We start from the raw sequence: 26,375 nt of genomic DNA, 5'->3' as shown, positions 1-26,375 counted from the left end.
GTCATATAAGGGCCGTGTACACACCTGTTTCGTGCAATATGGTCAGGCACCCTACAGGCAAAGCGCATTTGCGCCGGAGCATTCGATGCTGGAATTCGACAATGTGAGCAAGTCCTTCTGGACAGGCACGCAACGCAAGGTGATCCTCGACAAGGTCTCGTTCCAGGTTCCCTTGGGCGAAAGCCTGGGCATTCTTGCGCCGAATGGCACCGGCAAGACCACGTTGATCAAGATGATGGCAGGGCTGGAAAAACCCGATGAGGGGGAAATTCGCCGCAGCTGCCGGGTGTCGTTTCCGCTGGGTTTCATGGGCGGCGTGGTGGGCAAACACTCGGCAATGGAAAATTCGCGCTACATCGCCCGGCTTTACGGGCTGGACCCCGACTATGTCGAAGCCTTCTGTCGCTGGCTGTGCGGGCTGGAGGAATATTTCGACCAGCCCCTGGGGACATATTCATCGGGCATGCGGTCGCGGTTCACCTTTGCATTGATGCTGGCACTGGATTTTGACATCTACCTGATCGACGAGGGCATGCCGAATTCGACGGATGTGGCGTTCAATCGCAAGGCAGGCGATCTTCTGGCGGAAAGATTGCGCACAACCACGATCATCATCGTCTCGCACCAGGCCAAGGTGCTGGAGAAATTCGCCCGCAAGGCTGCCGTCTTGATGGATGGCCAGCTACATATGTTTGAAACCTTGGAAGAGGCGAAGCAGCTTTATGACTACGAAACCCAAGGCTAGAAAATTTCGCATTCCACAGCGACCTGTCCCCGGCGATGAGCCGCCGGCGCAGACAGAGGCCGTTGCCGAAGGCGCAGCCCCTTCGCCAACAGAGCAGCAGAATGAAAACCCGCTGGGCTCGACCGATCTGGAAGAGATACGCCAAGAAGGGCTGACCGGGCGACAATTGCGCATGGCACGTCGTCTTGCGCAGAAACACGGGCTTGCGCCACCCACCGACCACGATGCCGTGCGTCTGCTGCGCATCAAGGGGATTGATCCGTTTTCCCGCGCAAACACCCTGGAACTGGTGATGGCGGGCCGCACCGCCCCGGAAGCAGAGGGCGATGGCGGGGCAGGCGTGCCGCCATCCGACAAAAAATCGCCGGACGACCGCGTGCACCTGCCTCAAACCCTGCCCGAAAAAGGCAATACCCTGCCCTCGACCGAGATCAGCCCGGCCGAACGCCGCTCTCGCGAGATCATGAAGGTTCAGCGCGACATCGCAAAACGGCGGCGGCGGCGGACCGCCCTGCTGTTGACGCGGCTGGCTTTTTTCGTGCTGCTGCCGACGATTCTGGTGGGCTACTATTTCTACAATATCGCCACGCCCATGTACTCGACGAAATCCGAATTTCTGATCCTGAAATCCGATGGCGGTGGCGGTGGCGGATCAAGCTTTTTCAGCGGCACGCAATTCGCGACCAACCAGGACGCGATCGCGGTGCAATCCTATCTGCAATCAAAGGACGCCATGCTGCGACTGAATGAGGATGAAGGGTTCAAGGCGCATTTCAGCGATCCGGCCATCGACCCGATCCAGAGGTTGGAAGCGGACCCATCGAACGAACAGGCCTACAAGGTCTACAAGCGCAACATCGAGATCGGCTATGATCCCACAGAAGGCGTGATCCGGATGGAGGTGGTGGCCGCAGACCCGGTCCTCGGCGCTGAATTCAGCCGCGCCCTGATCGCCTATGCCGAAGAAAGGGTTGATAACCTGTCTTTGCGCAAGCGGTCCAACGCCGTGCAGGATGCTGAGCAGGCCCTGGAAAAGGCGCAGGCCGAACGGCGCAACGCCCAGGAACGGCTGGTTCGAATGCAGAACGAAGGGCAGATCCTTGATCCCGAGGGACGCATTGCCGCTCTGCGCGGGCAGATCAACAATGTCGAGGTGCTGTTGCAGGAAAAGCAACTGGAACTTCAGGCGCTTCTGGACAACGATCGTCCCAACAGCAGCCGGGTCGAGGGCACGCGCGGCGATGTGCGGCGGCTCCAAGCATTGCTGGCGGACCTCAGGTCACAAATGACGGCAACTGTTTCGGGCGAAAACTCATTGGCCGAACTGGCCGTGCAAATTCAACTGGCGCAGGCTGATCTGGCCGCCGCCAACGAGGTGCTGCAATCGGCATTGGTCACGCTGGAAACTTCGCGGCGCGATGCCAGCAGTCAGGCACGCTACCTGACCACCAGCGTTGTGCCGGTCGCCTCCGAAGATCCCAGCTATCCACGCAAATTCGAAAACACCGTGCTGGCATTCCTGATCTTTGGCGGAATTTATCTGATGATCTCTCTTACCGCGTCGATTCTGCGCGAACAGATTTCCTCTTAACCGAACCTGCGGTCCCGATGCGGCACCCGACATCCAGAAAGTGATCCCATGAAGCCATTGGAAACCGTAACGCCCAACTGTTGGGCCTTTTTCAGCCAGCCGATGATCGCACCGACCGGCTTTCGTGAATATGACGCGCGGTGGAAATACCCGTCAGAGATTAATCTGCCTGGCATGACGGCGCTCGGGCTGGGGTTGGGCACGCAGATGCACACGCGCGGGATCGCGCCGGTGATCGCCGTGGGCAACGACTACCGGGCCTATTCGCAAGAGGTGAAGAACGCCCTGATACTGGGGTTGGTGCAGGCTGGCATCAAGGTGCTGGATATTGGCGTGGCCGTGTCACCAATGGCCTATTTCGCACAGTTTCATCTGGATGTGCCTGCGGTGGCGATGGTCACCGCGTCACATAATCCGAACGGCTGGACCGGAGTGAAAATGGGGTTTGAACGCCCTCTGACCCATGGTCCCGAAGACATGGCAGAGCTGCGCGACATCGTGCTGGAAGGCCGCGGCATCGCATCTCCGGGTGGCTCATGGGAGGTGGTTGAAGGCGTGCGCGAGGCCTATCTCGACGATCTTGCTGGCGACTTCCGCCTCACTCGCCCGCTGCGCGTGGTTTGCGCCACCGGCAATGGCACTGCCGGTGCCTTCGCGCCCGAAGTGCTCCGCCGTATCGGTGCCGACGTGGTCGAAAGACACTGCGCGCTCGACTATACTTTTCCGCATTACAACCCCAACCCAGAGGCGCTGGAGATGTTGCATGACATGGCAACCTGCCTGTGCGACAGCAACGCTGACCTGGCGTTGGGTTTCGATGGCGACGGCGATCGTTGCGGCGTCGTGGATGACGAAGGAGAAGAAATTTTCGCCGACAAGATGGGCGTGATCATGGCGCGCGATCTGTCAGGGCTGTATCCGGGCGCCATGTTCGTGGCAGATGTGAAATCCACCGGCCTCTTCGCCTCGGACCCCGTGCTCCAGAAGAATGGCGCGCGGTCCGACTATTGGAAAACCGGCCACAGCCACATGAAACGACGCGTGAAAAAGCTGGGCGCGCTGGCCGGTTTTGAAAAATCGGGCCACTACTTTCTGGCCGAACCCCTGGGCCGCGGCTATGATTGCGGGCTCCGCGTCGCCGTTGAGATCTGCAAGCTGATGGACCGCAACCCCGACAAGAAAATCTCGGATCTGCGCCGCGCTCTGCCGCAGACATGGACGACCCCGACACTGTCGCCCTTCGCCGCCGATACGCAAAAGCGCGACATCCTCGCCCGCATCGTCACCCGACTGGAAGAGATGACAGAAACAGGCGGCACCTTGGGCGGGCGGCCAATCTCCGGTATCGTCACCGTGAACGGCGCGCGCGTATTGCTGGAAGACGGCAGCTGGGCGCTGGTCCGCGCCAGCTCCAATACACCGAATCTCGTGGTCGTCTGCGAAAGCACCAGAAGCGAGGCGGATCTGCGCGCGATCTTCGAAGATATCGACGCAATTATCCGCACAGAGCCGGACGTCGGTGCCTATGACCAAACCTTCTGATACGGCCAACCTTCTTCTTGGCCAAAATACTCCGGGGAGCGCGAGGGGCTGGCCCCTCGCTCCGTCCCCTGCACAATCACAAACCTGTCCGCACTGCGATGTCGCACCCCGCCGGCGACGGGTGACAAGCCTCCAGCGCTTGCCTATAAGGCGCGCAAATTGCCTTGGGACATCAAGAGGACGCATCATATGACCACGCAGGTTTTTGGCCACAAATCTCCCGACACCGACTCGACCGGTTCGCCGATCATATGGGCCTGGTATCTCAATGAGGTGAAGGGCGAGGCTGCGGCCCCCAAGCTTCTGGGAGAGCCCAACACCGAAGCCGCCTTCATGCTGGAACGCTGGAACCTCGACAAACCCGAGATCATCTCGGACGTGGCCGAAGGGGCGCCTGTGATCATCGTCGACACCAATAATCCCGCCGAACTGCCCGACAACATCAACGCGGCGGATATCGTCGGCATCATCGACCATCACAAACTGGTCAGCGGTCTGGAAACCAAAGGCCCGATCGACATTACCGTGCGCCCGCTGGCTTGCACGGCCACGATCATGGTCGATCTGATGGGCAAAGACGCCGCGAAGATGCCCGACGCCATCAAGGGCGCGGCGCTCAGCTGCATCCTGTCGGACACGCTGGAATTCCGTTCGCCGACCACGACAGATCACGACCGCGCCGTGGCCGAAACTCTGGCAGAGCAGCTCGGCGTCAACATTCCTGAATATGCCGCCGAAATGTTCGCGGCCAAATCCGATGTCAGCGCATTTTCGGATGCCGAGTTGCTGCGCATGGATTCCAAGGAGTACGGTGTCGGCGACACCAAGTTCCGGGTCTCGGTTCTGGAAACCACCGCGCCGGCTCAGGTTCTGTCGCGCAAGGACAGCCTGATGGCTGCAATGACCGACGTGGCCAAGGAAGACGGCGTAGATCAGGTGCTGCTTTTCGTCGTGGACATCCTGAACGAAGAGGCGACGCTGCTGGTGCCGAACGATCTGGTGAAGGCCGTGGCCGAAAAGAGCTTTGGCGCGTCAGTCAACGGTGACACAGTCGTGCTGCCCGGCGTAATGAGCCGCAAAAAGCAGATCATTCCGAACCTCAAGGTCTGAACCGCGAGGATTTCAGAATTGCATCAGGGCACCCACGGGTGCCCTGTTTGTTTTCAGCACGTCGATGGACCCATCCGCTCCGCTCTGACGATTACTGAACGGTTTGCGCGCGTTTCAGACAAAACATCTTATGCGCGGACTTTTGCAATGGTGTGGTCAAACCGCACGGGCTACGGCATAGATCGGTGAACATGATGCTTTCACCGAAAGGCCCCTTCCATGACCCAGATCATCTCTGCGCTTTCCGAGATTTCCGATACCTATGACGCGATGTTCGTGGACCTTTGGGGATGCGTGCATGATGGCATAAAGGCCTTGCCGGACGCGGTCGCGGCGTTGCAGGCTTACCGGCAGCGTGGTGGCGCGGTGGTTTTGCTGACCAACGCCCCAAGAGCTCGCAACGAGATTGCAAAGCAGCTTGAGAAATTTGGTGTCCCGGCAGATGCCTATGACACAATTGCCACGTCGGGCGATTCCGCTCGGGCTGCGATGTTCCGTGGTGCCGTCGGTCGCAAGGTCTGGTTCATCGGCCAGCCGCATGACCTGAGCTTTTTCGACCCTCTGCATCTGGTCGATGATCCGGTCGAGATCATTCAGGTCGAACTGGACGAGGCCGAGGGCATAGTCTGTTGCGGGCCCGAAGACCCCCACGCCGATCCCGACGTCATGCGACCCGCGTTTCTGAAGGCAAAGACCAAGGGGCTACCGCTGCTTTGCGCCAATCCCGACATCATCGTTGACCGCGGGGACCAGCGCGAATGGTGCGCAGGCGCACTTGCCAGACTTTATACTGAAATGGGCGGCGAGAGCCTCTATTTCGGCAAGCCCTACCCGCCGATCTATGATCTGGCGCGGCGCAGATTGGCGGAACTTGGCAAGGATGTGGCCGATTCCCGGATACTTGCTGTCGGGGACGGCGTGTTGACCGACATTCAGGGTGCCATGGGCGAGGATATCGATTCGCTGTTCATTTCCGGTGGGATTGCGGCAGAAGAGACCAAAACCTCTCATCAACCCGACGAATCGGCGCTGAAAACCTATCTTTCAAAGGAACAGGTGTCTCCAACCTATACTATTGGACAGCTTCGCTGACCTTAAAAAGACTTGCTTTTCTGCGCCTGCGAAGTAATAAAGTTTCCCAGAAGGGCGACTTACCGTCTGAATATTACAAGGCAGCTTGCCATGGAGGGCCGGATGTTCGACAATTTGCCTCGCGGAACCATCTGCATCGAAGATATCGAGATGGGGATGACGCGCCACCTGCGCAAACAGGTGACGGATCGCGATATCGAGCTGTTCGCCGAGGTCTCTACCGACCGGAACCCTGTGCATCTGGATGATGACTATGCGCAGGATACGATTTTCGAGGGTCGGATTGCACATGGGATGCTGACCGCCGGGTTGATCTCTGCGGTGATTGGCGAACAATTGCCCGGACATGGCACGGTCTACATGGGTCAGACGCTGAAATTTCTCGCACCTGTGCGCCCCGGCGACATGGTCTATGCAGAGGTCAAAGTGGCCGGGATAGATCATGGCAAGCGGCGTGTGACGCTGGAATGTCACTGCGCGGTCGATGGCAAGAAAGTCCTGATCGGTGAGGCTGTCGTTTTGGCACCGTCCCGCAAGTTCGACTGACCGAAGGTACAGCTTTTGCGGCATGACACATGGCAGCCGGCCCGTCACAGACGTCCATAGTTGGCCGCGACGCCACATCTCTCGCTTGAACACGGCGCGCGGGGCGGATAGGCCAACCGGATGAGGATCATCCGCGACTATCAGTTTGTAGCCCCTGAAGATCGCGGCGCCAGCGTCGCGATCGGAAATTTCGACGGCGTGCATCTTGGCCACCAAGCGGTGATCCGCATGGCACAGGAGGCCGCGCCGGATGCGCCCTTGGGCGTATTGACCTTCGAGCCGCATCCGCGTGAATATTTCGCCCCCGAAAGCCCGCCTTTCCGGTTGATGCGTCGCACGGCGCGCACGTCGCGCCTGGAAAAACTGGGGGTTGAACGGCTGTACGAGCTGAATTTCAACGCCGCCCTCGCCTGCTTGACGCCTGACGAATTTGCCCGGCGGGTCATCCATGACGGGCTTGGCTTGCGGCATGTCGTGATCGGCGCCGATTTCTGTTTTGGCAAGGGCAGGTCTGGCAATGTCAGCGATCTGCAAAAATTCGGACAAGAAATGGGATTCGGTGTGACGGTGGCCAAACTGCTGGAAGGCACAGGCGGGCAGGTCTCCTCGACTGCGATTCGCGCCGCTTTGGCAGAGGGTCGCCCGCGTGACGCCGCGGCGCAACTGGGCCATTGGCACCGCATCGAAGGGCGCGTCATCGGGGGCGAACAACGTGGCCGTGTATTGGGCTATCCAACGGCCAACATGTCCATAGACGGGCTGCACCGGCCAAAATTCGGCGTTTACGCGGTGCTGGTCGATGTCTTGGACGGGCCTCATGCCGGGCAATATCACGGCGCGGCCTCTATCGGGATCAGACCCATGTTCAACGGCGAAAAGCCCAATCTGGAAACCTTCCTGTTCGATTTTTCAGGCGATCTATACGGCGCAACGCTGTCCGTCGGGCTGGTGGAATTCCTGCGTGGCGAAGAGAAATTCGAAAGCCTGGACGCTTTGATCGCGCAAATGGACACGGACTGCATCCGGGCACGCGAAATTCTGGTTCAGGCATGAAGCCGTCCAAGGACCCCATCGACCGGACTGGTTTGGCTCCACGCTTTTGGGAGACCAAAGGCCTGCGGCAAATGACGGTCGCAGAGTGGGAGGCGCTCTGCGACGGGTGCGGCAAGTGCTGCCTGAACAAGCTGGAGGACGAGGATACCGGCCATGTAGAGCTGACCCGCGTTGCTTGCCGGCTGTTTGACGACGCCACCTGCCGCTGCGCAAAATACGAGATCCGACACCAGTTTGTACCTGAATGCATCGTGCTCAAACCCGAAAACATCGACAGCCACGCCTATTGGATGCCGCGCACCTGTGCCTACCGGCTGCTGTGGGAGGGAAAGCCGCTTTACGATTGGCATCCGTTGATTTCAGGTGATCCCGACACCGTCCATGCCGCAGGCGTGTCCATGCAACATCGCACCGTCCCCGAGTTTGAAATCGACGAGGACGACTGGGAAGACCACATCATCGAGGAGCCGATCTAGAAGATGTATTTCGCATCAGACAATTCCGGCCCGGTGGCCCAAGAGGTGCTGGACGCATTGGCGCAGGCCAACAGTGGCTATGCGATGGGTTATGGCGACGATCCGCTGACCGCAGAGGTTCAGGCGCGCGTCAGAGACGTTTTTGAGGCACCCGATGCGGCGGTCTATCTTGTCGCAACCGGGACGGCGGCCAATGTATTGGGTCTGGCGACAGTCACGCAGCCTTGGCAGACGATCTTTTGCACCCCGGTGGCGCATATCCATCAGGACGAATGCAATGCGCCAGAGTTCTATACCGGCGGGGCAAAGCTGACGCTGGTGGGCGACGCGGACCGGATGACGCCGGAAACCTTGCAGGCGGCAATCGAGGCCGAGGGCACTCGCGGCGTCCATGGACCACAGCGGGGATGTGTCTCGCTTACCTCGGTCACCGAATGCGGAACCCTCTACAGTCTGGACGAGTTGCAGGCGCTTTCTGCCGTTGCCAATGGCTACGGCCTGCCCGTGCATCTGGATGGCGCACGTTTTGCCAATGCCCTGGTGGCGCTGGATTGTTCTCCGGCAGAGATGACCTGGAGGGCGGGCATCGACGTGCTGTCCTTTGGTGGCACCAAAAACGGCCTGATGGGTGCCGAGGCCGTTGTCCTGTTCGATCCGGAGCGCGCACAGGAATTCGAGTATCGGCGCAAGCGCGGCGGGCATCTGTTTTCCAAACACAGATATCTTTCAGCGCAGATGGCAGCCTATCTGACGGACGATCTGTGGCTGCGCCTGGCGCGCCAGGCCAACGAAAGGGCGACACAGCTGACCCATGGGCTGCGCAAGCGCGGCGTGGACTTTGCCTTTGAGCCTGCCGCGAACATGGTCTTTGCAAAGCTGACCCGCCCGACGCATAAGCGTCTGCAAGACGCCGGTGCGATCTATCACCTGTGGGAAGGCACGCAGGATGGTAACGATCCCGACGAATTCCTGACCGCCAGACTGGTATGCGACTGGTCCCTGTCAGAGCAAGATGTCACGCGGTTTCTGTCCGCCTTGAAGAGCTAGTTGCAATATCCTCAAAGGCCAAGGCGCATGGTGTTGACCGCACCCTGAGGCGTATTACAGGCAGCGGACTCAACCAGATGTCGATGTATGCCCGAAAGCGGCGATAAATATGGCATCAACGCGCGCGATTCTGCGATCATGGCTAAAATGCACAGTTTCCGACTGCGATGTATTGGTCTATGGCATCGACCGGCAACGATAAAAAAAAGCAGGCACATGTTCGATCAAACTGACCCGACCCGGCTTCAGGCCGCCAAACGACCTGCAAGAGAATGGGTCAAAATCCTTTCAGGATACCGTGAGCCTGACACATCCCGCAGCCTTTTTGAACTTGGCGTGACGCTTGGTCCCTTCGTTTTGCTATGGGCGTTGGCCTGGTGGTCACTGGGGATCAGCTATTGGCTGACCTTGGCGATCTCGGTGGTCAATGCCGCATTCCTGGTGCGTCTTTTCGCCATTCAACATGATTGTGGGCATGGTGCCTATTTCAAGAACCGCTCGATGAGCGACTGGCTGGGCCGGGTGATCGGCGTGCTGACCCTGACCCCCTACGGCGTCTGGCGACACACCCATTCCGTCCACCACAGCAGCTCTGGCAATCTGGGGCGGCGAGGCATGGGCGACATCCATACCATGACAGTTGCAGAATATCGCGCACTGACGCCATTCCACCGGCTGATGTACCGGCTGTACCGACACCCCGTCATCCTGTTCGGCTTGGGGCCGGGATATATCTTTCTGGTGCAGAACCGCGTGCCGCTTGGGCTGATGGGGCGTGCGCGGTTTTGGATCAGCGCGATGTGCAACAACGCGGCAGTGCTGATCGGGTTGGGCCTGATCCTGTATTTCGGCGGCGTGATGCCGATTCTGTTGATCTTTTTGCCCTCGACCCTGCTGGCGGCCACCACGGGCGTTTGGCTTTTCTACGTCCAGCACCAGTTTGAAACGGCTCACTGGGACACGGACGAAGACTGGCAACTGCATGATGCTGCGCTGCACGGAAGCTCGCATTATGTCATGCCTGCGGTCCTGCAATGGCTGAGCGCCAATATCGGCATCCACCATGTGCACCATCTTTATAGCCGCATCCCGTTCTACCGGCTGCCCGAAGTCCTGCGTGACCATGCAGAACTGGCCGATGGCAACCGCATGACCATCCGCGACAGCTTTCGCAACGCGCGGATGCATCTGTGGGATGAAGAAACGCGCCGCCTGCTGACCTTTCGTCAAGCCCGCGCGAAGTTTGCGCAACCTGCCCCGGTCAACTGAACCGGGGCCTTGACGCGCGCGCTACGCATGTCGCCTTTCGCACCACAAGACAACCGGCGCGACGCTTGCTAATGTCTGATTTACCAATCCGGCCGCGTGATCCGCGCGACCGGCACCGTAAATAAGGGGCAACAGATGGCAGGTCTATATTTCGATGAGCTGGAGGTCGGGCAGGTTTTCAAACATGCGCTGCATCGCACCGTCACCGAGACGGATAACGTGATGTTTTGCGCAATGACGCATAATCCCGCGCGGCTGCATCTGGACGAGAAATACTGCCAGGAAGAGACCGAGTTCGGCCAGCGCATGGTCAATAGCGGCTTCACTCTGGGGCTGATGGTCGGCATTTCCGTTGGCGACACGACATTGGGTACGGCCATTGCCAATCTGGGCTGGGACGAGGTACGCTTTCCCGCCCCGGTGTTTCACGGCGATACATTGCGGATAGAGACCGAGGTGGCAGAACTGCGCGACAGCAAATCGCGTCCCAATGCCGGGATTGTCACCTTCATCCACCGTGCCTACAATCAGAACGACGTGCTGGTTGCCCAGTGCAAACGCAGCGGGCTGCAACTGAAATCATCCGCGGCCACGGCCTAACTCAACCTTTCTCGGCAAAGCCTTCTGCCAGCGCAATGATGTCGCGGGCGGTCTTCACATGGGCAATATCGATATGCTCGCCATCATACATGGCCGATGCCCGCCCGGCCGCCTGTGCCGCGTCCAGCGCATCGACCATGCCCCTGTAATGGGCGACTTCCTCGGGCGTAGGGGTGAAGATGCGGTTCACCACCTCCACATTCGAGGGGTGCAAGATCAAATCCCCCGCCATGCCCAACTGGCGGTCGTATTTCGTGAAGCTTTCCAACCCGTCAAGGTCTTTGACCTGCTGCCATAGCCCGCCAATCGGCAGCTTTCCGGCGGCGCGGGCAGCCATGACCACGCGAGACTTCAGATAATCGGTCTCCCGCCCCTCCACGGTCCAGATGAACCCCAACGCGCGGGCCACATCGGCATTCTTGGCCGTACATCCGACAATCCCGGCAACCCGCGGATGTTCGGCAATTTCAAAACACAGCTGCATCGACCGGGCGGTTTCAAGGATCGGGATCAGTCGGACAGAGCCGATCTCCAGATTGTTGCGGCTCTCGGCCTCGGCCACCATGCAGGCGGCGGTGTGCACATCTTCCGGCCCCCAGGGTTTGGAGACGACGATGCCCACCAGCCCCGGCTGCACCACCGCCATCAGATCGTCGTAATCATAAAGATGCGCGGATTTGTTGACCCGAACCCAGACGCGCGCCCCCTTTACCGCCAAGCCTTCGATCTTGCCTGCCACCAGCGCGCGGGCCTGCGCTTTTTCATCGGGCGGCACGCTGTCTTCGAGATCAAGGATAATCGCATCGGCACCCGCATCTGCGGCCTTGTCGATCATCCGCTCCTTATTGGCTGGTACGAACAGAAATGAGCGGATCGGTTTCATCCAGGTAGTCCTTTTTCGAGATGCCGGTGAACAAAGCCTAGCGCGGTGCCGGGACGGTTGAAAGGTGCCGCGTGCATGTGGTTGTCCCAAAACCGTTGCGCATAAACACGCGTCTTGCGGACGCTCTGACATCGACACCGGCCCGATCCTCTGGCAGATACGCGTCAGATCCGCATCCTTCATGCGCCTTCAGAGAAACAGACCGTGGAGACCTGACTATGCGCCGCATCCTGATCACCGGAACCGCTGGGTTCATCGGCTTTCACCTCGCGCAGCTTCTGCTGGCCGAAGGGTTCGCGGTACACGGCTATGACGGGATGACCGATTATTACGATGTCACCCTGAAACAGCGCCGCAACGCGATGCTGCTGCAATCGGACCGATTCTCGATGACCGAGGCGATGTTGGAGGATGTGACCGCCTTCGACACTGCGGCGGACGATTTCCGCCCCGACGTGATCGTGCATCTGGCCGCTCAGGCGGGGGTGCGCTACAGCCTTGAAAACCCGCGCGCCTATGTCGATGCCAATGTCACCGGCACGTTCAACGTGATGGAGGCCGCGCGCCGGCACGAGGTCGATCACCTGTTGATGGCCTCGACCAGCTCTGTCTACGGCGCCAATACCGAAATGCCCTTCCGCGAGACCGACAAGGCCGACACGCCGATGACGATCTACGCCGCCACCAAGAAGGCGACAGAGGCGATGGGCCATTCCTATGCGCATCTGTGGAACCTGCCCACGACCATGTTCCGGTTCTTTACCGTTTACGGCCCATGGGGACGGCCCGACATGGCCTATTTCAAATTTGCCAACGCCATGCTGAAGGGCGACCCGATCGACATCTACAATCAGGGCGACATGTATCGCGACTTCACCTATGTCGAGGATCTGGTCCGCGCCATTCGCCTGCTGATAGACGCGGCACCCGTGCGGCCCGAAGATGGTGTGGTGCCCGAGGGCGACAGCCTGTCACCGGTCGCACCTTACCGCGTCGTCAATATCGGCAATTCCGACAAGGTGCGGCTGCTGGATTTCATCGAGGCGATCGAAGACAGCCTGGGCGTCAAGGCAAAGCGCAACTACATGGAGATGCAGAAAGGCGACGTGCCTGCCACCTGGGCCGAAGCCTCATTGCTGCACAGGCTGACCGGCTATCGCCCACAAACGGGTTTTCGCGAGGGGATCGACCGGTTCGCGCGCTGGTATCGCGACTACTACAACGTCTGAGGTCAGGCCTCCCAGCTGGCAACCTTGCGGTCGATGGTCTTGCGCGACACGCCCAGACGGCGCGCGGCCTCGGCCCGGTTGCCATCGCAAAGATCCAGAACATGCAGGATGTGGCGTTGCGTGACCATATCCAGATTCTCGATGGCCTGCGCCCCCGAGATGGCAGCACCGCCCGTGAACCCCTTGGGGAACGCGCCAAGGATCACAGACCGCTCGATCAGGTTCTTTAACTCGCGCACATTGCCGGGCCAGTCGTAGCGCCGCATCTTCAACAGCGTTTCCGCATCAAGATCCAGCCCCGGCATGCCCAATGTCACGGCAAACTGATCCATGAACAGCGCCGCCAATTCGACAATATCCTCTGACCGGTCCCGCAAAGGTGGCATGGAAATCTCGAACACGTTGATGCGGTGGTAAAGATCGGCGCGAAACCTGCCATCGGCCACAGCCTGTTCCAGATCGGCATTCGTGGCAAACAGGAACCGCAGGTTCAGCATCAGCTCGCGCTCGGCACCGACCGGGCGGACGCGCTGATCCTCCAGCACCCGCAATAGCGCGACCTGAAGCTGCTCGGGCATCTGGGCGACCTCGTCCAGAAACAATGTCCCGCCGTCAGCCAGCAGCAACAGACCGGGGCGCAGCCGGTCGTTCTCTTCGACCACGCCAAACAGTTCCGCGGCAATCCGATCCAGGGAAATCGCCGCGCAATTGACGGTGACAAACGGCTTTTCGGCCCGGTCCGACAGCTTGTGCAGATGCCGCGCTGCCAACTCCTTGCCGGTGCCGCTGGCCCCGGTGAACAGCACCGGCGTCGGCAAAGGTGCCAGCTTGTGCAGCAGCGTGCGCACGGCGCCAAGCGCCTCGGACTTGCCCAGCAACTGCCCGTAACCGACATCCGACAACAGCTCGCGCCGCAAAAGCGTGTTGTCCCGGCGCAGGTATTTGCGATCCAGCGTGCGCGCCACGGCGCCAAGGATCTGATTGGCGCGGAACGGTTTCAACACAAAATCGCTGACCCCGGCGCGCAGGGCGGCAATCGCGGTTTCCAAATCGGCATAGGCGGTCATCAGGATCGTGTCCGCGAAAAACCCCAGCCGTTGTTGTTCGGTGACCCATTCCAGCCCGGACATTCCGGGCATGATGTTATCCACGATCACCAGATCGAAATGCGTCTCATCCAGCTTGCGCGACGCCTCATTCGCATTCGCGGCTTGCTCCACCCGCTTGACCCTGGGTTCAAGAATTTTCTTCAGGAAATTGCGCATTCCGGGTTCGTCGTCGATCACCAGAATCGACGCCCCGGACAATGGCGCGCTATATTCGTCAGCCGCGTTGATTGGACCCTTCATCGCAAAGATCCCCCTTCGTAACGCCTGTGAAGGTCAGTCAAGCCGGACGCTCGGCCCGGAAAAGACCTCTTGCGCCGAGAACCCCACCTCTTGCAGCGCGAAATGCGCGCCCACACCGATCACGGCGATGGCGACAAAGGCGGTCAACATCGATTTCATTTTGCCCTACTCCTCATGTTCGACCGATGCGCGCGTGGCCTGTTTCAGGAACTCTATCAGATCGGTCCGGTCTTGCTGTGCTGCGATCACCTGCATCGGCATCTTTGTCCCCGGAACATAGTGGTCCGGGCCTTCATCGAACAGCGCGTCCACGGTTGTCTCATCCCAGAGGATCGGCGATCCGGTCAGTGTCGCGGAATAATTGTAACCCGGCACGGTCCCGGCACGCCGACCGAAAAGCCCGTGCAAGCTCGGCCCGGCCTTGCGGGACGCGTCCGCCCCAAGCGCGTGGCAGATCGAACATTTGCGCATGAACTGCCGCTCGCCATTGCTCATGTCCTCGGCGGGGCGCAGGAAACTGCGCGCGCCGGAAATCCCCGGCTCGAACGCATCCAATGCGGCGACGGGCCAGCCGAACGCCACATCATCCAGCCCCCCCGCCCAAATTGTCGCGCCGTCGGGCGAAAACGCAAGCGCCCAGACCGGGCCTTCGCGCGTGGCCCGAAAATCGCGCGAGATGCGCCAGTCGGCTGTATCCAGCATCATGATATAGCCATGGCCATCCCCAACGGCGAGCTGATGCGTGTCCGCATGATAGGCCATCGACAGGATCGGGCGGCGGTCGAGCGTGAAATCGGCAATCTCGCTTCCGTCGTGATCGACAATCCGGGTTGCACCATCCACCGCGCCATAAGCAATCCAGCCGTCGGTCACGATCACTTCATTGATACCAAAGCCGTGACGGACGAGAGGCAGCATCGCATCGCCCGCAAGGTCATAGCGCATCAACTCGCCGGTGGACGTCCCGGCATACAGCATATCCGGCCCGTGAAACGCCACCGCATTCACCGCGCCCGGTGCCTCCAGAAACCGTGGTTCAGGCTCGTCCAGCGACGGGTAAAGCGCCGGCGCCCGGTCTGCGTCCAACGGCAGCAATCCGATGGTTCCGTCCCAGGACGCACTCGCGACCAGCCCGGCTTCGGTCGAGACGGCGACATCCGTGACCTTTCCCTGATGCTCGCCCAGCACGCGGCTCACGCCATCTTCGGACCAAAGACGCACGCTGAAATCATCGCCGCCTGACACCAGCAACCCGTCGCTGCGAAACGCCACCACGCCGACAGCAGCCGCGTGCCCTTCCAGCCAATCAGGGATGCCACCCTCCCAAATGCCTATGGAATTGTCGAAACTGGCAGTCGCGACGCGCCCGTCACCATCCACGGCAATACCCATGATCGGGCCGCCATGCCCCTTCAGCGTGGTGAAATCCTGTGCCACCGCAGAGGTCGCACAGAGCCAGATGGCGAGGATAAGCGCGCGTTGCACCTGCCTACTCCGCTGGCGTGGCGTCGCTGGCCGGGGACTTTTCTTCTGCCTTTACCTCTTTCAGCCAGATCGAATGGTGCTGATGCGCCCAGGCTTCGTCCACCTCGCCAGACCCCATGGCGTCAAATGCGCCCTCCATCCCCAGAGTGCCGATGTAGATATGCCCAAGAATGATCGCCATCATCACGAAGGCAACGATGGCGTGCCATAGCTGCGCCAGTTGCATTTCCTCTTGCGGGGCCAGCGACGCAGGCAAGGGGGCCATACCAAACCAACCGGGCGCACCCATATCGTTGAGGATGCCAAACGTCTTGGCAAATAGCGGCATTTCGAACGGGAACAACAGGGACAAGCCCGAAACCGACAGGGACGCCCCCAGGATGATCACCGACCAGAACACCAGCTTTTGTCCAGCGTTGAATTTCTTCGCGGGCGGGTGCTTGTTGCCGATGATGCCGCCCGCCTGCGAAATCCAGACCAGGTCAAGCCGATTGGGAATATTGTGCCAGACCCACAGGACGAATACGAGGATCAGCCCCAGCATGAAGGCCCAGGCCACATTGTTGTGAATCAGCTTGGAAATCGTCAGCAGGGTCGCGTTCGCCTCCAGCCCCAGATAGGGCGCAATGAACATCCGGCCCATCAGGGTGACCAGACCCGTCACCCCCAACAGCACGAATGACCCGGCCACCAGCCAGTGCGAGAACCGCTCGAACGCCTGAAACCGCGTGACCGTCCTGCCGGTTTGCTCGCCCTCGATGCGGACGCGCCCACGGAGCAGGAAAAACACCGCCAGAACAGCGATCGTGCCAAGCAGCAACCAGCCGCCATAGGTCACAAGCGGGCCGCGACGGACCTCGTACCACCGCATGCCGCCATCCTGCACCAGCACCTTACCCAGATCACCGCGCGTCGAGGTGGTGACGTCCGCTTCGTTATAGCGCAAAGCGCGCCAAAGCTCCGGATCGGACGCGCCGCCCAACGGCCCCAGTCCGGGCGCGGTCACCGCATCCCCGCCAATCGCTTCACGGCGAAACATGTCATCCACCGGCTCGCCGTTCTGGCGTCGCAGAATATCTTCCAGCGTCTGCGCCCCGCCCGTGGCGGACCGATCAATCGGGGGTGCTTCAGCTTCCTGCGAACGCACCGCAGCGGGCAAGGTCAGAAAAACCAGCATGAGAACGGTCATCAAATGACGCAACATTGTCCACTTCTCCAGACTCCAAAGAAAACAGGCCGCAGAGCCATCAATGACCCCACCCTTTCTTCTTGGTAAAAATACTCCGGGGAGCGCGAGGGGCTGGCCCCTCGCTTCCGTCACTTTCAACCTGCGCCGACGTCTGACATATCAAACGCCCGTCGCGAAACCATGGCGCAACTTGGTTCGAACAAGCCCCGGCGAAAGCCACGCCCCCGCCAGCCTGTCGCAAGGATCACCCGCCCTTCTGATCGTAGGCCGTGCCCCAACCCCAAGCGCCCGAACCAAAGCCGCGGGCCACCACACGCTCGCGGTAGATGGCCGACACGATATCGCCATCGCCTGCCAGCAGCGCCTTGGTGGAACACATCTCGGCGCAGATCGGCAGCTTGCCTTCCGCGATCCGGTTGCGCCCGTATTTGGCGAATTCAGCGGTCGAGTTGTTCTCCTCGGGGCCACCGGCACAGAAGGTGCATTTGTCCATCTTGCCGCGCGATCCAAAATTGCCGGCCTGCGGATATTGCGGCGCACCAAACGGGCATGCGTAGAAGCAATAGCCGCAGCCGATGCACAGATCCTTCGAATGCAGCACGATGCCGTCTTCGGTCTGGTAGAAGCAATCCACCGGACAGACCGCCATGCAGGGCGCGTCTGAGCAATGCATGCACGCGACCGAGATTGACCTTTCACCGGGGTCGCCATCCTGGATGGTCACGACCCGTCGTCGGTTGATGCCCCACGGCACCTCGTGCTCGTTCTTGCACGCGGTGACGCAGGCGTTGCATTCGATGCAGCGCTCGGCGTCACACAGGAATTTAGCTCTGGCCATTCTGTTTTCCTCCTTACGCTGGCATGATCTTGCAGAGAGTACATTTCGTCTCCTGCATCTGGGTCACGCTGTCATAGCCATAGGTCTGGGCGGTGTTGGAACTTTCGCCCAGCACATAGGGGTCGGCCCCGTCCGGATATTTGGACCGCAGATCTTCACCTTGGAAATGGCCGCCGAAGTGGAAAGGCATGAAAGCCACGCCCTCGCCCACCCGTCGTGTCACCATCGCCATCACCTTGACCTTTGCCCCTTCGGCACCTTCGACCCAGACCTGCGCCCCGTCACGCACACCCAGATTGTTGGCGTCGCGCGGGTTGATCTCGACGAACATGTCCTGCTGAAGCTCCGCCAGCCATGGGTTGGACCGCGTTTCTTCGCCCCCGCCCTCATATTCGACCAGACGACCAGAGGTCAGGATGATCGGATAATCCTTGCTGAAATCCTGCTTCTGGATCGAGGCATACATGGTCGGCAAGCGATAGAACTTGCGGTCCTCATAGGTCGGATAATCGGCCACCAGATCGCGTCGCGGCGAATAAAGCGGCTCGCGGTGGACAGGCACCGGATCGGGGAAGGTCCACACCACTGTGCGGGCCTTGGCATTGCCGAAAGGGGCGCAGCCATGCTTGATCGCGACCCGCTGGATGCCACCCGACAGGTCGGTCTTCCAGTTGACGCCCTTGGCCTTGGCGTTGAAATCCGACGGGAAGGGCGACATGGACTGTTCGCCCACCTCTTCGGCAGCGCCCTGCGTTCCATCGGCAGCGGCCAAACCCCCAGGGGCACCATCGTCGCCGTCGTCGCTTTCACCAACGCCACCGTCGATCTGGACACCGACCACCCCCGCGATAGAGCGTTTCTCGGCATCTGTCAGGTCGCCATCCCAGCCCAGATCCACCAGCATCTGATAGGTGAACTCCGGATAGCCGTCCTGAATTTCCGAGCCAGGATTGAACACGCCTTCGGCCAACATGTTGTCACCGTCCCTTTCAACGCCAAAACGGGCGCGGAAGCACAAACCGCCCTCCGCCACCGGCTTGGACATGTCATACAGATTCGGCGTGCCGGGATGGTTCATCTCTGCCGTACCCCAGCAAGGCCATGGCAAACCGTAATAATCGCCATCCGCCGGACCGCCAATCGCCTGAAGCGTGGTGCGGTCAAACGTGTGCTGGTTGGCCATATGCAGTTTCAGCCGCTCGGGGCTTTGTCCGGTATAACCCACCGTCCACATGCCACGATTGAGCTCGCGCAGCGTATCCTCGACATTGGGTGTGACGCCGTCCTCCTCGATCGCGATGTTGCGGAACATGCGGTCGTGAAAGCCGAACTTCTTGGCGAACAGGCCGATGATTTCCTGATCCGGCTTGGATTCGAACAGCGGTTCGACCACTTTCTCGCGCCATTGCAGCGACCGGTTGGACGCGGTGACCGATCCGTAGGTCTCGAACTGGGTTGCGGCCGGCAGCAGGTAGACGCCGTCGGTCCGGTCATGCAGCACGGCAGAGACCGTGGGATACGGGTCAACCACGACCAGCATGTCCAGCTTTTCCATCGCTGTCTTCATTTCGGCCATGCGGGTTTGCGAATTCGGTGCATGCCCCCACAGAACCATCGCCCGCAGGTTGTTGGGCTGGTCGATGTTTTCGGCGTCCTCCAGCACCCCGTCGATCCAGCGCGACACCGGTATCCCGGTCTCGTACATCAGGTTCTTGTCCTTGCCGTCGGCACCCTTCACGGTCTGGAACTGACCGTTCAACCAGTCAAAGTCCTCTTCCCAGACACGCGCCCAATGCTGCCACGCCCCTTTTGCAAGCCCGTAATATCCGGGCAGCGTATGCGACAGAACACCCAGATCCGTGGCCCCCTGCACATTGTCATGTCCACGGAAAATATTGGCACCCCCGCCCTGGGTTCCGATATTGCCCAGCGCAAGTTGCAGCACACAATAAGCGCGCGTGTTGTTGTTGCCGGTCGAATGCTGGGTTCCCCCCATGCACCAGATCAACGTGCCGGGACGGTTGTTGGCCAATGTCCGGGCGACGCGGCCCAGTTGGCTGCCGGGGGTGCCGGTGACACGCTCGACCTCATCGGGGTTCCACTTGGCGACCTCTTCGCGGATTTGATCCATGCCCCAGACGCGGGTGCGGATGAACTCTTTGTCCTCCCACCCGTTCTCGAAGATGTGCCACAGGATGCCCCAGATCAGCGCCACATCGGTGCCTGGACGGAAACGGACATATTCGTCGGCATGGGCCGCGGTGCGGGTGAAGCGCGGATCGCATACGATCAGCGGCGCGTTGTTCTCTTCCTTCGCCTTCAGCAGGTGGAGCAACGACACCGGATGCGCCTCTGCCGGATTTGACCCGATCAGAAACATCGCCTTGGAATTATGGATGTCGTTATAGCTGTTGGTCATGGCACCGTAGCCCCATGTGTTCGCAACACCCGCAACCGTGGTCGAATGGCAGATCCGCGCCTGGTGGTCCACGTTATTCGTGCCCCAGTAGCTGGCGAATTTGCGGAACAGATAGGCCTGTTCGTTGCTGTGCTTGGCACTGCCCAACCAGTAGACGCTGTCCGGGCCGGATTGCTCGCGGATCTGCATCATGCCGTCGCCGATCTCGTTGATCGCCTGCTCCCAGCTGATGCGCTTCCACTCTCCACCCTCTTTTTTCATCGGGTATTTCAGACGGCGTTCGCCATGCGCATGTTCGCGCACCGAGGCCCCTTTGGCGCAATGCGCGCCCAGGTTGAACGGGCTGTCCCAGCCGGGCTCCTGCCCGATCCAGACGCCGTTCGACACCTCGGCCTGAACGGTACAGCCGACCGAACAATGGGTGCAGACGGATTTGCGCAGCTCTACTGCACCGCTCACGGCGGATTGGGCGCTGGCCTGTGTGACCGTTCCGCCCGTGGCGGCAATCGCCGTCAGGCCCCCGATCGCAAGACCGGACCCGCGCAGAAATGCGCGCCGGTCGACGGATGTCTGTGTCACATCCGACAGGATACTGGTCCGTTGGGGGCGTCGCGCAACCCCGTTGGTCTTTTTCCTAAGCATGGTTTTCTCCCTTCACGCGCCTCTTGCGCGCTTGGTTTACAAGAAGGCCGGAACAGTCGGGCGTCACGCAACCAGTCGTTCTCAGGCCAAATCCTGCATCCGGTTCAGAACCGGGCGCTGGCGTAGTAAGCGCGGGTATGCGCGGTATCCTGCATCTTTTCCGATGTCAGGTCAGGCGCTGCGGCCTCTGCTTCCGTCGCACCGGTCGCAATCGCCACCGCTGCAAGCGGTGCCGTGGTTCCGGCCAGTTTCAGGAAATCGCGGCGGCTTGTTGCCTCCTCGGGTTTCCGTGTCATCGTGAGTACCTCCTCACTGGTTCTGGCGGTTTCCCGCCACTCTGAGCCCGCAGGCAATCCCCGCAGACATGTTATGTCGAGGGAACTAGCCCCCGCTCATCCGAAAGGCGTCAGTCTCGACCCCGATGAAGATACGCCCGACCGTCCCGACAGGCGCATAGAAGACAGAGTTTTTCGCCGCCTCCAGATCGGAAAAGAAATGCCCTGCCCAAGGCGCGATATGTTTGTTGAAAAAGCTCTTTTGTGCGCCGAGATCCGCCGCCACGCCGAAACGGCCAACGATCATCGCGCCCATCATCTCCATCAGGCTGGCGATATTGTCTTCCGGTTCGAAGACGTTATCGGCCCTTGCCAGCCCCCGCGCCGACATGTCCTGCCGCAGGGTGGCCAGCGGCTTTTCGTTCAGAAAGCCAGTCAGGTAGTAACTGGCATAGGGCAGCAATTCGCCACGCGCCAATCCGATGAACAGGCGGTTGTATTCGCTTTCGACCGTTGCGGGCCGCGTCAGCTTTGCCAATTTGGCAAGGGTCGAGATCGCCTGACCCAAATCACTGTCATCGCCAGACAATCCTGCGGTCTGTATCAATAAGCCCTCATCTGGTGGGCGCGACAGGAGCAGCCCAAGAAAATTGTACAGGTCCGCGCGCAGGCGGTCCTCTTCATTGATGGCGATGATGTCGGGCGTGGCGGTCATTGCTTCCTCGGTCATGTGGCGTTTTCCTTGAAGGAAAACGCCATGCGCCGCGCTGTTGGTGCGGCCTGTTCAGTGTCGTATGTTCCGGCGATGTCGATGCAAGGCCCCGGCTCGGGGGCCGGGGCAGGGTCGGCAGAGACGACAGGTTGAGCTTCGTCGTCGGACGCGGGCAGCACAGCCAACCCGTCCCGGACTTGATCCGGGACCTCCGCCGCCGTTGCGACGTCGCCCTCCTCCTCGCGCATCTGCTCAGCGTCCGCTGCGCGCGCCTGAATGGCTCGCAGCATGCCCTTGCCGACCTGATAGGTCGTCTGGAGTTTCTCCACCACATTGGCGGCATCGGTAAAATCACCGCCATAATCCACCAGACCATCGACATTCGCCAGCACAGGATCAAGCCGCCAGAGACGCCGTAGCGCGCGTGTCTTGAGCCGATCCGGCAGTGTCGATTGCATGAAGGCCCGCACCTGAGCGCTGTTCATCAACGCATCGGGATCGGGCATCCCGGCATCCGCCAGCAATTCCTCGTCCGTGCGTTCAGCCAGCTCCGCCTCTCGGGCCAGCGCGTCGGCCTCTGCCAGTGCGGCCTCTTGGGCGCGTTCCTCTGCCTGAACAGCGGATTTTCGGCGGGTCCAGAAATCACTCATTGCAAACGCCTCCGCTTCAGCGTTGGCGAGGCGTAAATATCCGCTTCTTTGTCAATGCGGGGATCGCCAACACCGTCCTGCACCAGATCCACCCGCAATTTGTCACGCTTGCGCTTGACGAAAATCTCATCTTGATGAAATTCTTCAATGAAGTCGCGCACCCATGCCACCAGCCCGTGCGGCATCGGAACCTTTTCGACGATCTCTTCTCCGCTATCCGTGTAATCCTGCGCCTCGTAAGGTGAGGCCGTGACCAGCAGCACATCCAACGGCATATCGCTTTCGCCCTCACGCATCACCACATAGACACTGGGAATCGCCGCTGTCAGCCCGTGCAGATACGCTTCGGTATCAGAGCCGTGAAGTTCCAGCACAACGGTTGCAGCATGATACTCCACGGCGTCGCCTTCGCGGCGCAACTCGTGCCATTGCGCTGGTCCCGCGCCAGGCAACACTGCCGTCGCCGTCCAGCACCAGGGCACCCAGCGCGTCACGCCCGGCGCTTTGCGCAGAACAACTCCTAACGGCATGGTCCGATACTTATTCGGATTGTGCATCAAGTCGCTTGGCCTCCCCCCCCCCTACCATGCGCCAGCAAGACGTGCCGACAAAACGCTTTTTTCATGCAAATGCGCGCTTTAGGCTTGCTTTGGACAAAAAGGGGAGGTCCGGCCCGCACATGGCAGATCAAGGGACGATTTGTCCAATCCGAGTATTTCCCTCTGATTTCTGATCTCCCCCGACCAACCGACTCAACACATTCCTGCGGCGTGGCGATTTCCTGGCGACACGATGAACAAGGATAGAATTGCGGTTGTCGCGCGCCGCCAAAGAGGTCTAGGCTTTGGACGTGCGAGGCATGGCGAAACGAGGAATACGCCACCGCGCAAGGGAGGCATAAACTTGTCCAAAACATTGATAACATGCGATTGTCTGGGCAGCCAGGCCATCGACCACAAGGCCCTGAGTGCGGCAACCGGGCAGGACGTCCGGGCCCCCTGTTCGGCGCTTTGCACTCACCAGGTAGACCGCGCCGCTGCCGCTCTGACCCACGGTGATACGATTTTCTGCTGCACCCAGGAGTCGCGTGTATTCGAGACGCTGGCAGATGAACTGGGCACCGAACCTCCTGCATTTCTGGACCTGCGCGACCGGGCCGGATGGACCGCCGACAAGGGCTCAACCGTGCCCAAAATGTCCGCGCTGATCGCCGAGGCGCTGTTGCCAGCGACCCCCGACAAAACCGTCGATATCCTGTCCGAAGGTCTTTGCCTGATCCTTGGGCCGACCGACATCGCCCTACAAGCCGCAGATCAGCTATGCGCGCATTTGGGCGTCACCGTCCTGCTCGACGGCGCGGCAGAGATCCCCGACACCCGCAGCTTTGACGTGATTGCTGGCCGGTTGCGCAAGGCAAAAGGCGCGCTTGGCCAATTCGAGGTTGAGATCGACGCGCTGCAACAGATTGAACCGGGCGGACGCGGCGCGTTTTCCCTCACCGAGCCGCGCGATGGCGGTGTATCGCAATGCGACGTGATCCTTGATCTGACGGGTGGGACGCCCCTGTTTCCAGCCCATGAAAAGCGCGAAGGCTATCTGCGCGCCGATCCCGGCCATACCTCCGGCGTCGCGGCTGCGGTCCTCGCAGCATCGCATCTGGTGGGCACGTTTGAAAAGCCGCTTTATGTGATGACAGAGCCGCTGCTTTGCGCGCATTCAAGGGCCGAGCAGACCGGCTGCACCCGATGCCTCGACATCTGCCCGACAGGCGCGATTTCACCCGATGGCGACCATGTCAGCATCGATCCGATGATCTGCGCCGGATGTGGCGCTTGTTCGGCGGTTTGCCCTTCGGGCGCTGTCAGCTATGACGCGCCGCCGGTGGCAGAGACGTTCCGCCGGGTGCAGACCTTGGCGCAGGCCTATCTGGCAGCGGGCGGCACCGCGCCGCGCCTTCTGGTGCATGACGCGCACGGGGCCGAGATGATCCGCCTATCGGCCCGGCACGGGCGTGGCCTGCCTGCCGATGTGATCCCGCTGGAACTGCCCGCGATCGGCGCTTTCGGCCATGCCGAAGTTGTCGCGGGCCTTGCCGCTGGTTTCGCCTCGGTCAGTCTGTTGCCCGGACCGGGGGCCGAAATGGATGCTTTGGCGGCACAGGTCGCGCTGGCGACGGAAATTGCTGGCGATAACCGCACAAAGATCCTTGATCTGGCGGACCCCGATGCGCTGTCGGATGCGCTTTATGCCGAAACCGCGCCCGCAACGCTGGACCAGCCCGTCCGCCCGATTGGAACCCGTCGCCAGATCACCCGTCAGGCCGCCCGCGCGCTGCATCCCGACGCGCAATCCTTGTCGTTGCCGGAAGGCGCACCCTATGGCGCGGTTGTGGTGGATACCGATGCCTGCACGCTTTGCCTGTCCTGCGTGTCGCTCTGCCCATCCGGGGCGCTTGCCGACAACCCGGACCTGCCGCAACTGCGGTTCCAAGAGGATGCCTGCCTGCAATGCGGGTTGTGCGTCACAGTCTGCCCCGAAGATGCGCTGCGCCTAGAGCCCCGGCTGGACCTGACGGAAACCGCACTGACGCAGCAAGTCCTCAACGAAGAAGAACCCTTTGCCTGTATCGAATGCGGCGCGTTATTCGGGGTGAAATCCACCATCGACCGGATCACCGAAAAGCTGCAAGATCACGCGATGTTCGCGGGGGGCGACAAGCTCAAGATGATCCAGATGTGTGACAACTGCCGGGTGAACGCACAGTTTCATTCCACCGACAATCCGTTTGCAGGCAAGGAACGCCCGCGTGTGCGCACCACCGAGGATTACCTGTCCAAGCGTCGCGATCACTGATGTTGCAAAGGGGCCCCAAGATCGGCCGCCGCCATTGTGGCGACGAAGGCCAGCACCGCCTCGACCTCGTCCAGTGTCAGGGTGACGGGCACGATGGGCGACGGTCTGTCGATCGGGAAGTCCGGGGTGACGCCATCAATCAGGGTGAAGGCCGGATGCGGATTGAGGACGTAAAAACCCATGAACCGTTCCTCCCAGTCCGGCAGGCTGCGGAGCACCGCAAAGCTGGGGGTGGATCCGATGCCGCCACGCGCCGTCGCGTCAACGACGTGACAACGCCCGCATTCCCGACGCGAGACCGCCTGACCCAGTGCCGGATCCCCGGCCAATTCCACGCGGGCAACTTGCGGCGCGGCCACTTTCGGCGGCGCGAAGAGCGGCGTACCTTCGGGCGCAAAACCGATAATCGTGCGCTGGCCCACCTGCGACGTCAGCCAATCGGCCAACCGCTTGGTGCCGGGATGATCCGGGCGGCCCACCCCCATGTGCCATGTCCGGCCCGCGCCATGAAACAGCGCCCGGCCCTCATCGCCCAGAACGATGTCAGCGCCCTCGGCCCCCTCCAGCAACGCGACCTTGACTTGCGTTTTGAGCGAAAAGCGCGGCAGGATGTGACGCAGCAGGCCGGTTTCGACCAATGCGGGCGGAGCATAAAGCTGCACCAGCTTGTCTTGCGCCCGGCCTGTCATTGGCGTCATACCAAGGACCAGAGCAACTATCAGGATGCGCCACGGCATGAGGGCAGGTTAGGCCTGCATTGTGGGGTGCGTCAATCACCAG

General features: G+C 60.7%; 25 protein-coding genes. 13 read left to right on the top strand and 12 right to left on the bottom strand.

Features of this window, described 5'->3' with window-relative positions; all coding sequences use genetic code 11:
- Positions 1-85 precede the first annotated feature (85 nt).
- The 11 genes from DMZ65_RS07260 (at position 86) to DMZ65_RS07210 (ending at position 11,071) form a co-directional block, all read left to right on the top strand.
- Positions 86-745: an ABC transporter ATP-binding protein gene (locus DMZ65_RS07260; protein WP_116598248.1), complete on the top strand. Its 660-nt coding sequence runs from the start codon at positions 86-88 to the stop codon at positions 743-745.
- Complete coding sequence (locus tag DMZ65_RS07255; RefSeq protein ID WP_116598247.1) at positions 723-2,336, top strand: KpsE/RkpR family capsule polysaccharide export protein; 1,614 nt, start codon at positions 723-725, stop codon at positions 2,334-2,336. Before DMZ65_RS07260 ends, DMZ65_RS07255 begins: the two co-directional genes overlap by 23 nt.
- Positions 2,337-2,384: 48 nt before the next feature.
- Positions 2,385-3,878, top strand: a complete 1,494-nt coding sequence (locus tag DMZ65_RS07250) for a phosphomannomutase/phosphoglucomutase (protein ID WP_232824921.1) — start codon at positions 2,385-2,387, stop codon at positions 3,876-3,878.
- Positions 3,879-4,067: 189 nt separating this feature from the next.
- Positions 4,068-4,988, top strand: coding sequence for a manganese-dependent inorganic pyrophosphatase (locus tag DMZ65_RS07245; protein ID WP_116598246.1), 921 nt, complete (start codon positions 4,068-4,070; stop codon positions 4,986-4,988).
- 219 nt (positions 4,989-5,207) lie between these two features.
- Positions 5,208-6,080: a TIGR01459 family HAD-type hydrolase gene (locus tag DMZ65_RS07240; RefSeq protein WP_116598245.1), complete on the top strand. Its 873-nt coding sequence runs from the start codon at positions 5,208-5,210 to the stop codon at positions 6,078-6,080.
- A gap of 102 nt (positions 6,081-6,182) precedes the next feature.
- Complete coding sequence (locus tag DMZ65_RS07235) at positions 6,183-6,626, top strand: MaoC family dehydratase (RefSeq protein WP_084351392.1); 444 nt, start codon at positions 6,183-6,185, stop codon at positions 6,624-6,626.
- 120 nt (positions 6,627-6,746) lie between these two features.
- Positions 6,747-7,679, top strand: a complete 933-nt coding sequence (locus DMZ65_RS07230) for a bifunctional riboflavin kinase/FAD synthetase (RefSeq protein WP_116598244.1) — start codon at positions 6,747-6,749, stop codon at positions 7,677-7,679.
- A complete protein-coding gene (locus tag DMZ65_RS07225; protein WP_116598243.1) occupies positions 7,676-8,155 on the top strand; it encodes a YcgN family cysteine cluster protein in 480 nt (159 codons plus the stop codon). Before DMZ65_RS07230 ends, DMZ65_RS07225 begins: the two co-directional genes overlap by 4 nt.
- A gap of 3 nt (positions 8,156-8,158) precedes the next feature.
- Positions 8,159-9,202, top strand: coding sequence for a threonine aldolase family protein (locus DMZ65_RS07220; protein WP_116598242.1), 1,044 nt, complete (start codon positions 8,159-8,161; stop codon positions 9,200-9,202).
- A gap of 216 nt (positions 9,203-9,418) precedes the next feature.
- Positions 9,419-10,471, top strand: a complete 1,053-nt coding sequence (locus tag DMZ65_RS07215) for a fatty acid desaturase (protein WP_116598415.1) — start codon at positions 9,419-9,421, stop codon at positions 10,469-10,471.
- Between the two features lie 135 nt (positions 10,472-10,606).
- Positions 10,607-11,071 carry a MaoC family dehydratase gene (locus DMZ65_RS07210; RefSeq protein WP_116598414.1) on the top strand — a complete coding sequence of 155 codons (465 nt, stop codon included), beginning with the start codon at positions 10,607-10,609 and terminating at the stop codon, positions 11,069-11,071.
- A 1-nt stretch (position 11,072) separates the two neighbouring features.
- Here DMZ65_RS07210 and DMZ65_RS07205 read toward each other — a convergent pair whose 3' ends face one another.
- Entirely contained in the window at positions 11,073-11,954 is an 882-nt protein-coding gene (locus DMZ65_RS07205) for an HpcH/HpaI aldolase/citrate lyase family protein (RefSeq protein WP_116598241.1), read from the bottom strand.
- A 218-nt stretch (positions 11,955-12,172) separates the two neighbouring features.
- On the opposite strand from DMZ65_RS07205, the gene DMZ65_RS07200 reads away from it, so the two are divergent.
- Complete coding sequence (locus tag DMZ65_RS07200; protein WP_116598240.1) at positions 12,173-13,183, top strand: NAD-dependent epimerase/dehydratase family protein; 1,011 nt, start codon at positions 12,173-12,175, stop codon at positions 13,181-13,183.
- A 2-nt stretch (positions 13,184-13,185) separates the two neighbouring features.
- Here the strand turns inward: DMZ65_RS07200 and DMZ65_RS07195 are convergent, their stop codons facing one another.
- From DMZ65_RS07195 to DMZ65_RS07155, 10 genes are all read right to left on the bottom strand, one after another.
- Positions 13,186-14,532, bottom strand: a complete 1,347-nt coding sequence (locus DMZ65_RS07195) for a sigma-54-dependent transcriptional regulator (protein ID WP_116598239.1) — start codon at positions 14,530-14,532, stop codon at positions 13,186-13,188.
- 33 nt (positions 14,533-14,565) lie between these two features.
- Positions 14,566-14,691 (bottom strand): hypothetical protein, encoded by a 126-nt coding sequence (locus DMZ65_RS20010; protein ID WP_269801541.1) that lies wholly within the window; start codon positions 14,689-14,691, stop codon positions 14,566-14,568.
- A gap of 6 nt (positions 14,692-14,697) precedes the next feature.
- Positions 14,698-16,017 carry a c-type cytochrome gene (locus tag DMZ65_RS07190; RefSeq protein WP_116598238.1) on the bottom strand — a complete coding sequence of 440 codons (1,320 nt, stop codon included), beginning with the start codon at positions 16,015-16,017 and terminating at the stop codon, positions 14,698-14,700.
- A 4-nt stretch (positions 16,018-16,021) separates the two neighbouring features.
- Positions 16,022-17,221 (bottom strand): formate dehydrogenase subunit gamma, encoded by a 1,200-nt coding sequence (locus DMZ65_RS07185; protein WP_116598237.1) that lies wholly within the window; start codon positions 17,219-17,221, stop codon positions 16,022-16,024.
- 229 nt (positions 17,222-17,450) lie between these two features.
- Positions 17,451-18,044 carry a formate dehydrogenase FDH3 subunit beta gene (fdh3B, locus tag DMZ65_RS07180; protein WP_116598236.1) on the bottom strand — a complete coding sequence of 198 codons (594 nt, stop codon included), beginning with the start codon at positions 18,042-18,044 and terminating at the stop codon, positions 17,451-17,453.
- A 13-nt stretch (positions 18,045-18,057) separates the two neighbouring features.
- Positions 18,058-21,105, bottom strand: coding sequence for a formate dehydrogenase subunit alpha (locus DMZ65_RS07175; RefSeq protein WP_116598235.1), 3,048 nt, complete (start codon positions 21,103-21,105; stop codon positions 18,058-18,060).
- Positions 21,106-21,209: 104 nt separating this feature from the next.
- Entirely contained in the window at positions 21,210-21,401 is a 192-nt protein-coding gene (locus DMZ65_RS07170; protein ID WP_116598234.1) for a twin-arginine translocation signal domain-containing protein, read from the bottom strand.
- A gap of 85 nt (positions 21,402-21,486) precedes the next feature.
- Positions 21,487-22,110, bottom strand: coding sequence for a TorD/DmsD family molecular chaperone (locus DMZ65_RS07165; protein ID WP_116598233.1), 624 nt, complete (start codon positions 22,108-22,110; stop codon positions 21,487-21,489).
- On the bottom strand, positions 22,107-22,742 hold the full coding sequence (locus tag DMZ65_RS07160) for a DUF3306 domain-containing protein (protein WP_116598232.1): 636 nt from the start codon (positions 22,740-22,742) through the stop codon (positions 22,107-22,109). The genes DMZ65_RS07165 and DMZ65_RS07160 overlap by 4 nt, the downstream gene beginning before the upstream one ends.
- The gene (locus tag DMZ65_RS07155; RefSeq protein WP_116598231.1) at positions 22,739-23,272 is read right to left on the bottom strand and encodes a DUF3305 domain-containing protein; all 534 of its coding nucleotides are present in this window, start codon (positions 23,270-23,272) and stop codon (positions 22,739-22,741) included. Before DMZ65_RS07155 ends, DMZ65_RS07160 begins: the two co-directional genes overlap by 4 nt.
- 373 nt (positions 23,273-23,645) lie before the next feature.
- On the opposite strand from DMZ65_RS07155, the gene DMZ65_RS07150 reads away from it, so the two are divergent.
- Complete coding sequence (locus DMZ65_RS07150; protein WP_116598230.1) at positions 23,646-25,595, top strand: 4Fe-4S binding protein; 1,950 nt, start codon at positions 23,646-23,648, stop codon at positions 25,593-25,595.
- Here DMZ65_RS07150 and DMZ65_RS07145 read toward each other — a convergent pair.
- Positions 25,589-26,332: a cytochrome c family protein gene (locus DMZ65_RS07145; protein ID WP_116598229.1), complete on the bottom strand. Its 744-nt coding sequence runs from the start codon at positions 26,330-26,332 to the stop codon at positions 25,589-25,591. The genes DMZ65_RS07150 and DMZ65_RS07145 overlap by 7 nt on opposite strands.
- Between the last annotated feature and the right edge of the window lie 43 nt (positions 26,333-26,375).

This window comes from Primorskyibacter marinus (genome assembly GCF_003313245.1).
Lineage (GTDB): Bacteria > Pseudomonadota > Alphaproteobacteria > Rhodobacterales > Rhodobacteraceae > Primorskyibacter > Primorskyibacter marinus.
The sequence above is the reverse complement of the archived record's forward strand: the minus strand, read 5'-3'. Positions and strand labels throughout refer to the sequence as shown.

Excerpts from the sequence above, each read along its gene's own strand:
- DMZ65_RS07260 (WP_116598248.1), top strand. The coding sequence starts at position 86 with ATGCTGGAATTCGACAATGTGAGCAAGTCCTTCTGGACAGGCACGCAA.
- DMZ65_RS07255 (WP_116598247.1), top strand. The coding sequence starts at position 723 with ATGACTACGAAACCCAAGGCTAGAAAATTTCGCATTCCACAGCGACCT.
- DMZ65_RS07250 (WP_232824921.1), top strand. The coding sequence starts at position 2,385 with ATGAAGCCATTGGAAACCGTAACGCCCAACTGTTGGGCCTTTTTCAGC.
- DMZ65_RS07245 (WP_116598246.1), top strand. The coding sequence starts at position 4,068 with ATGACCACGCAGGTTTTTGGCCACAAATCTCCCGACACCGACTCGACC.
- DMZ65_RS07240 (WP_116598245.1), top strand. The coding sequence starts at position 5,208 with ATGACCCAGATCATCTCTGCGCTTTCCGAGATTTCCGATACCTATGAC.
- DMZ65_RS07235 (WP_084351392.1), top strand. The coding sequence starts at position 6,183 with ATGTTCGACAATTTGCCTCGCGGAACCATCTGCATCGAAGATATCGAG.
- DMZ65_RS07230 (WP_116598244.1), top strand. The coding sequence starts at position 6,747 with ATGAGGATCATCCGCGACTATCAGTTTGTAGCCCCTGAAGATCGCGGC.
- DMZ65_RS07225 (WP_116598243.1), top strand. The coding sequence starts at position 7,676 with ATGAAGCCGTCCAAGGACCCCATCGACCGGACTGGTTTGGCTCCACGC.
- DMZ65_RS07220 (WP_116598242.1), top strand. The coding sequence starts at position 8,159 with ATGTATTTCGCATCAGACAATTCCGGCCCGGTGGCCCAAGAGGTGCTG.
- DMZ65_RS07215 (WP_116598415.1), top strand. The coding sequence starts at position 9,419 with ATGTTCGATCAAACTGACCCGACCCGGCTTCAGGCCGCCAAACGACCT.
- DMZ65_RS07210 (WP_116598414.1), top strand. The coding sequence starts at position 10,607 with ATGGCAGGTCTATATTTCGATGAGCTGGAGGTCGGGCAGGTTTTCAAA.
- DMZ65_RS07205 (WP_116598241.1), bottom strand. The coding sequence starts at position 11,954 with ATGAAACCGATCCGCTCATTTCTGTTCGTACCAGCCAATAAGGAGCGG.
- DMZ65_RS07200 (WP_116598240.1), top strand. The coding sequence starts at position 12,173 with ATGCGCCGCATCCTGATCACCGGAACCGCTGGGTTCATCGGCTTTCAC.
- DMZ65_RS07195 (WP_116598239.1), bottom strand. The coding sequence starts at position 14,532 with ATGAAGGGTCCAATCAACGCGGCTGACGAATATAGCGCGCCATTGTCC.
- DMZ65_RS20010 (WP_269801541.1), bottom strand. The coding sequence starts at position 14,691 with ATGAAATCGATGTTGACCGCCTTTGTCGCCATCGCCGTGATCGGTGTG.
- DMZ65_RS07185 (WP_116598237.1), bottom strand. The coding sequence starts at position 17,221 with ATGTTGCGTCATTTGATGACCGTTCTCATGCTGGTTTTTCTGACCTTG.
- fdh3B (WP_116598236.1), bottom strand. The coding sequence starts at position 18,044 with ATGGCCAGAGCTAAATTCCTGTGTGACGCCGAGCGCTGCATCGAATGC.
- DMZ65_RS07175 (WP_116598235.1), bottom strand. The coding sequence starts at position 21,105 with ATGCTTAGGAAAAAGACCAACGGGGTTGCGCGACGCCCCCAACGGACC.
- DMZ65_RS07170 (WP_116598234.1), bottom strand. The coding sequence starts at position 21,401 with ATGACACGGAAACCCGAGGAGGCAACAAGCCGCCGCGATTTCCTGAAA.
- DMZ65_RS07165 (WP_116598233.1), bottom strand. The coding sequence starts at position 22,110 with ATGACCGAGGAAGCAATGACCGCCACGCCCGACATCATCGCCATCAAT.
- DMZ65_RS07160 (WP_116598232.1), bottom strand. The coding sequence starts at position 22,742 with ATGAGTGATTTCTGGACCCGCCGAAAATCCGCTGTTCAGGCAGAGGAA.
- DMZ65_RS07155 (WP_116598231.1), bottom strand. The coding sequence starts at position 23,272 with ATGCCGTTAGGAGTTGTTCTGCGCAAAGCGCCGGGCGTGACGCGCTGG.
- DMZ65_RS07145 (WP_116598229.1), bottom strand. The coding sequence starts at position 26,332 with ATGCCGTGGCGCATCCTGATAGTTGCTCTGGTCCTTGGTATGACGCCA.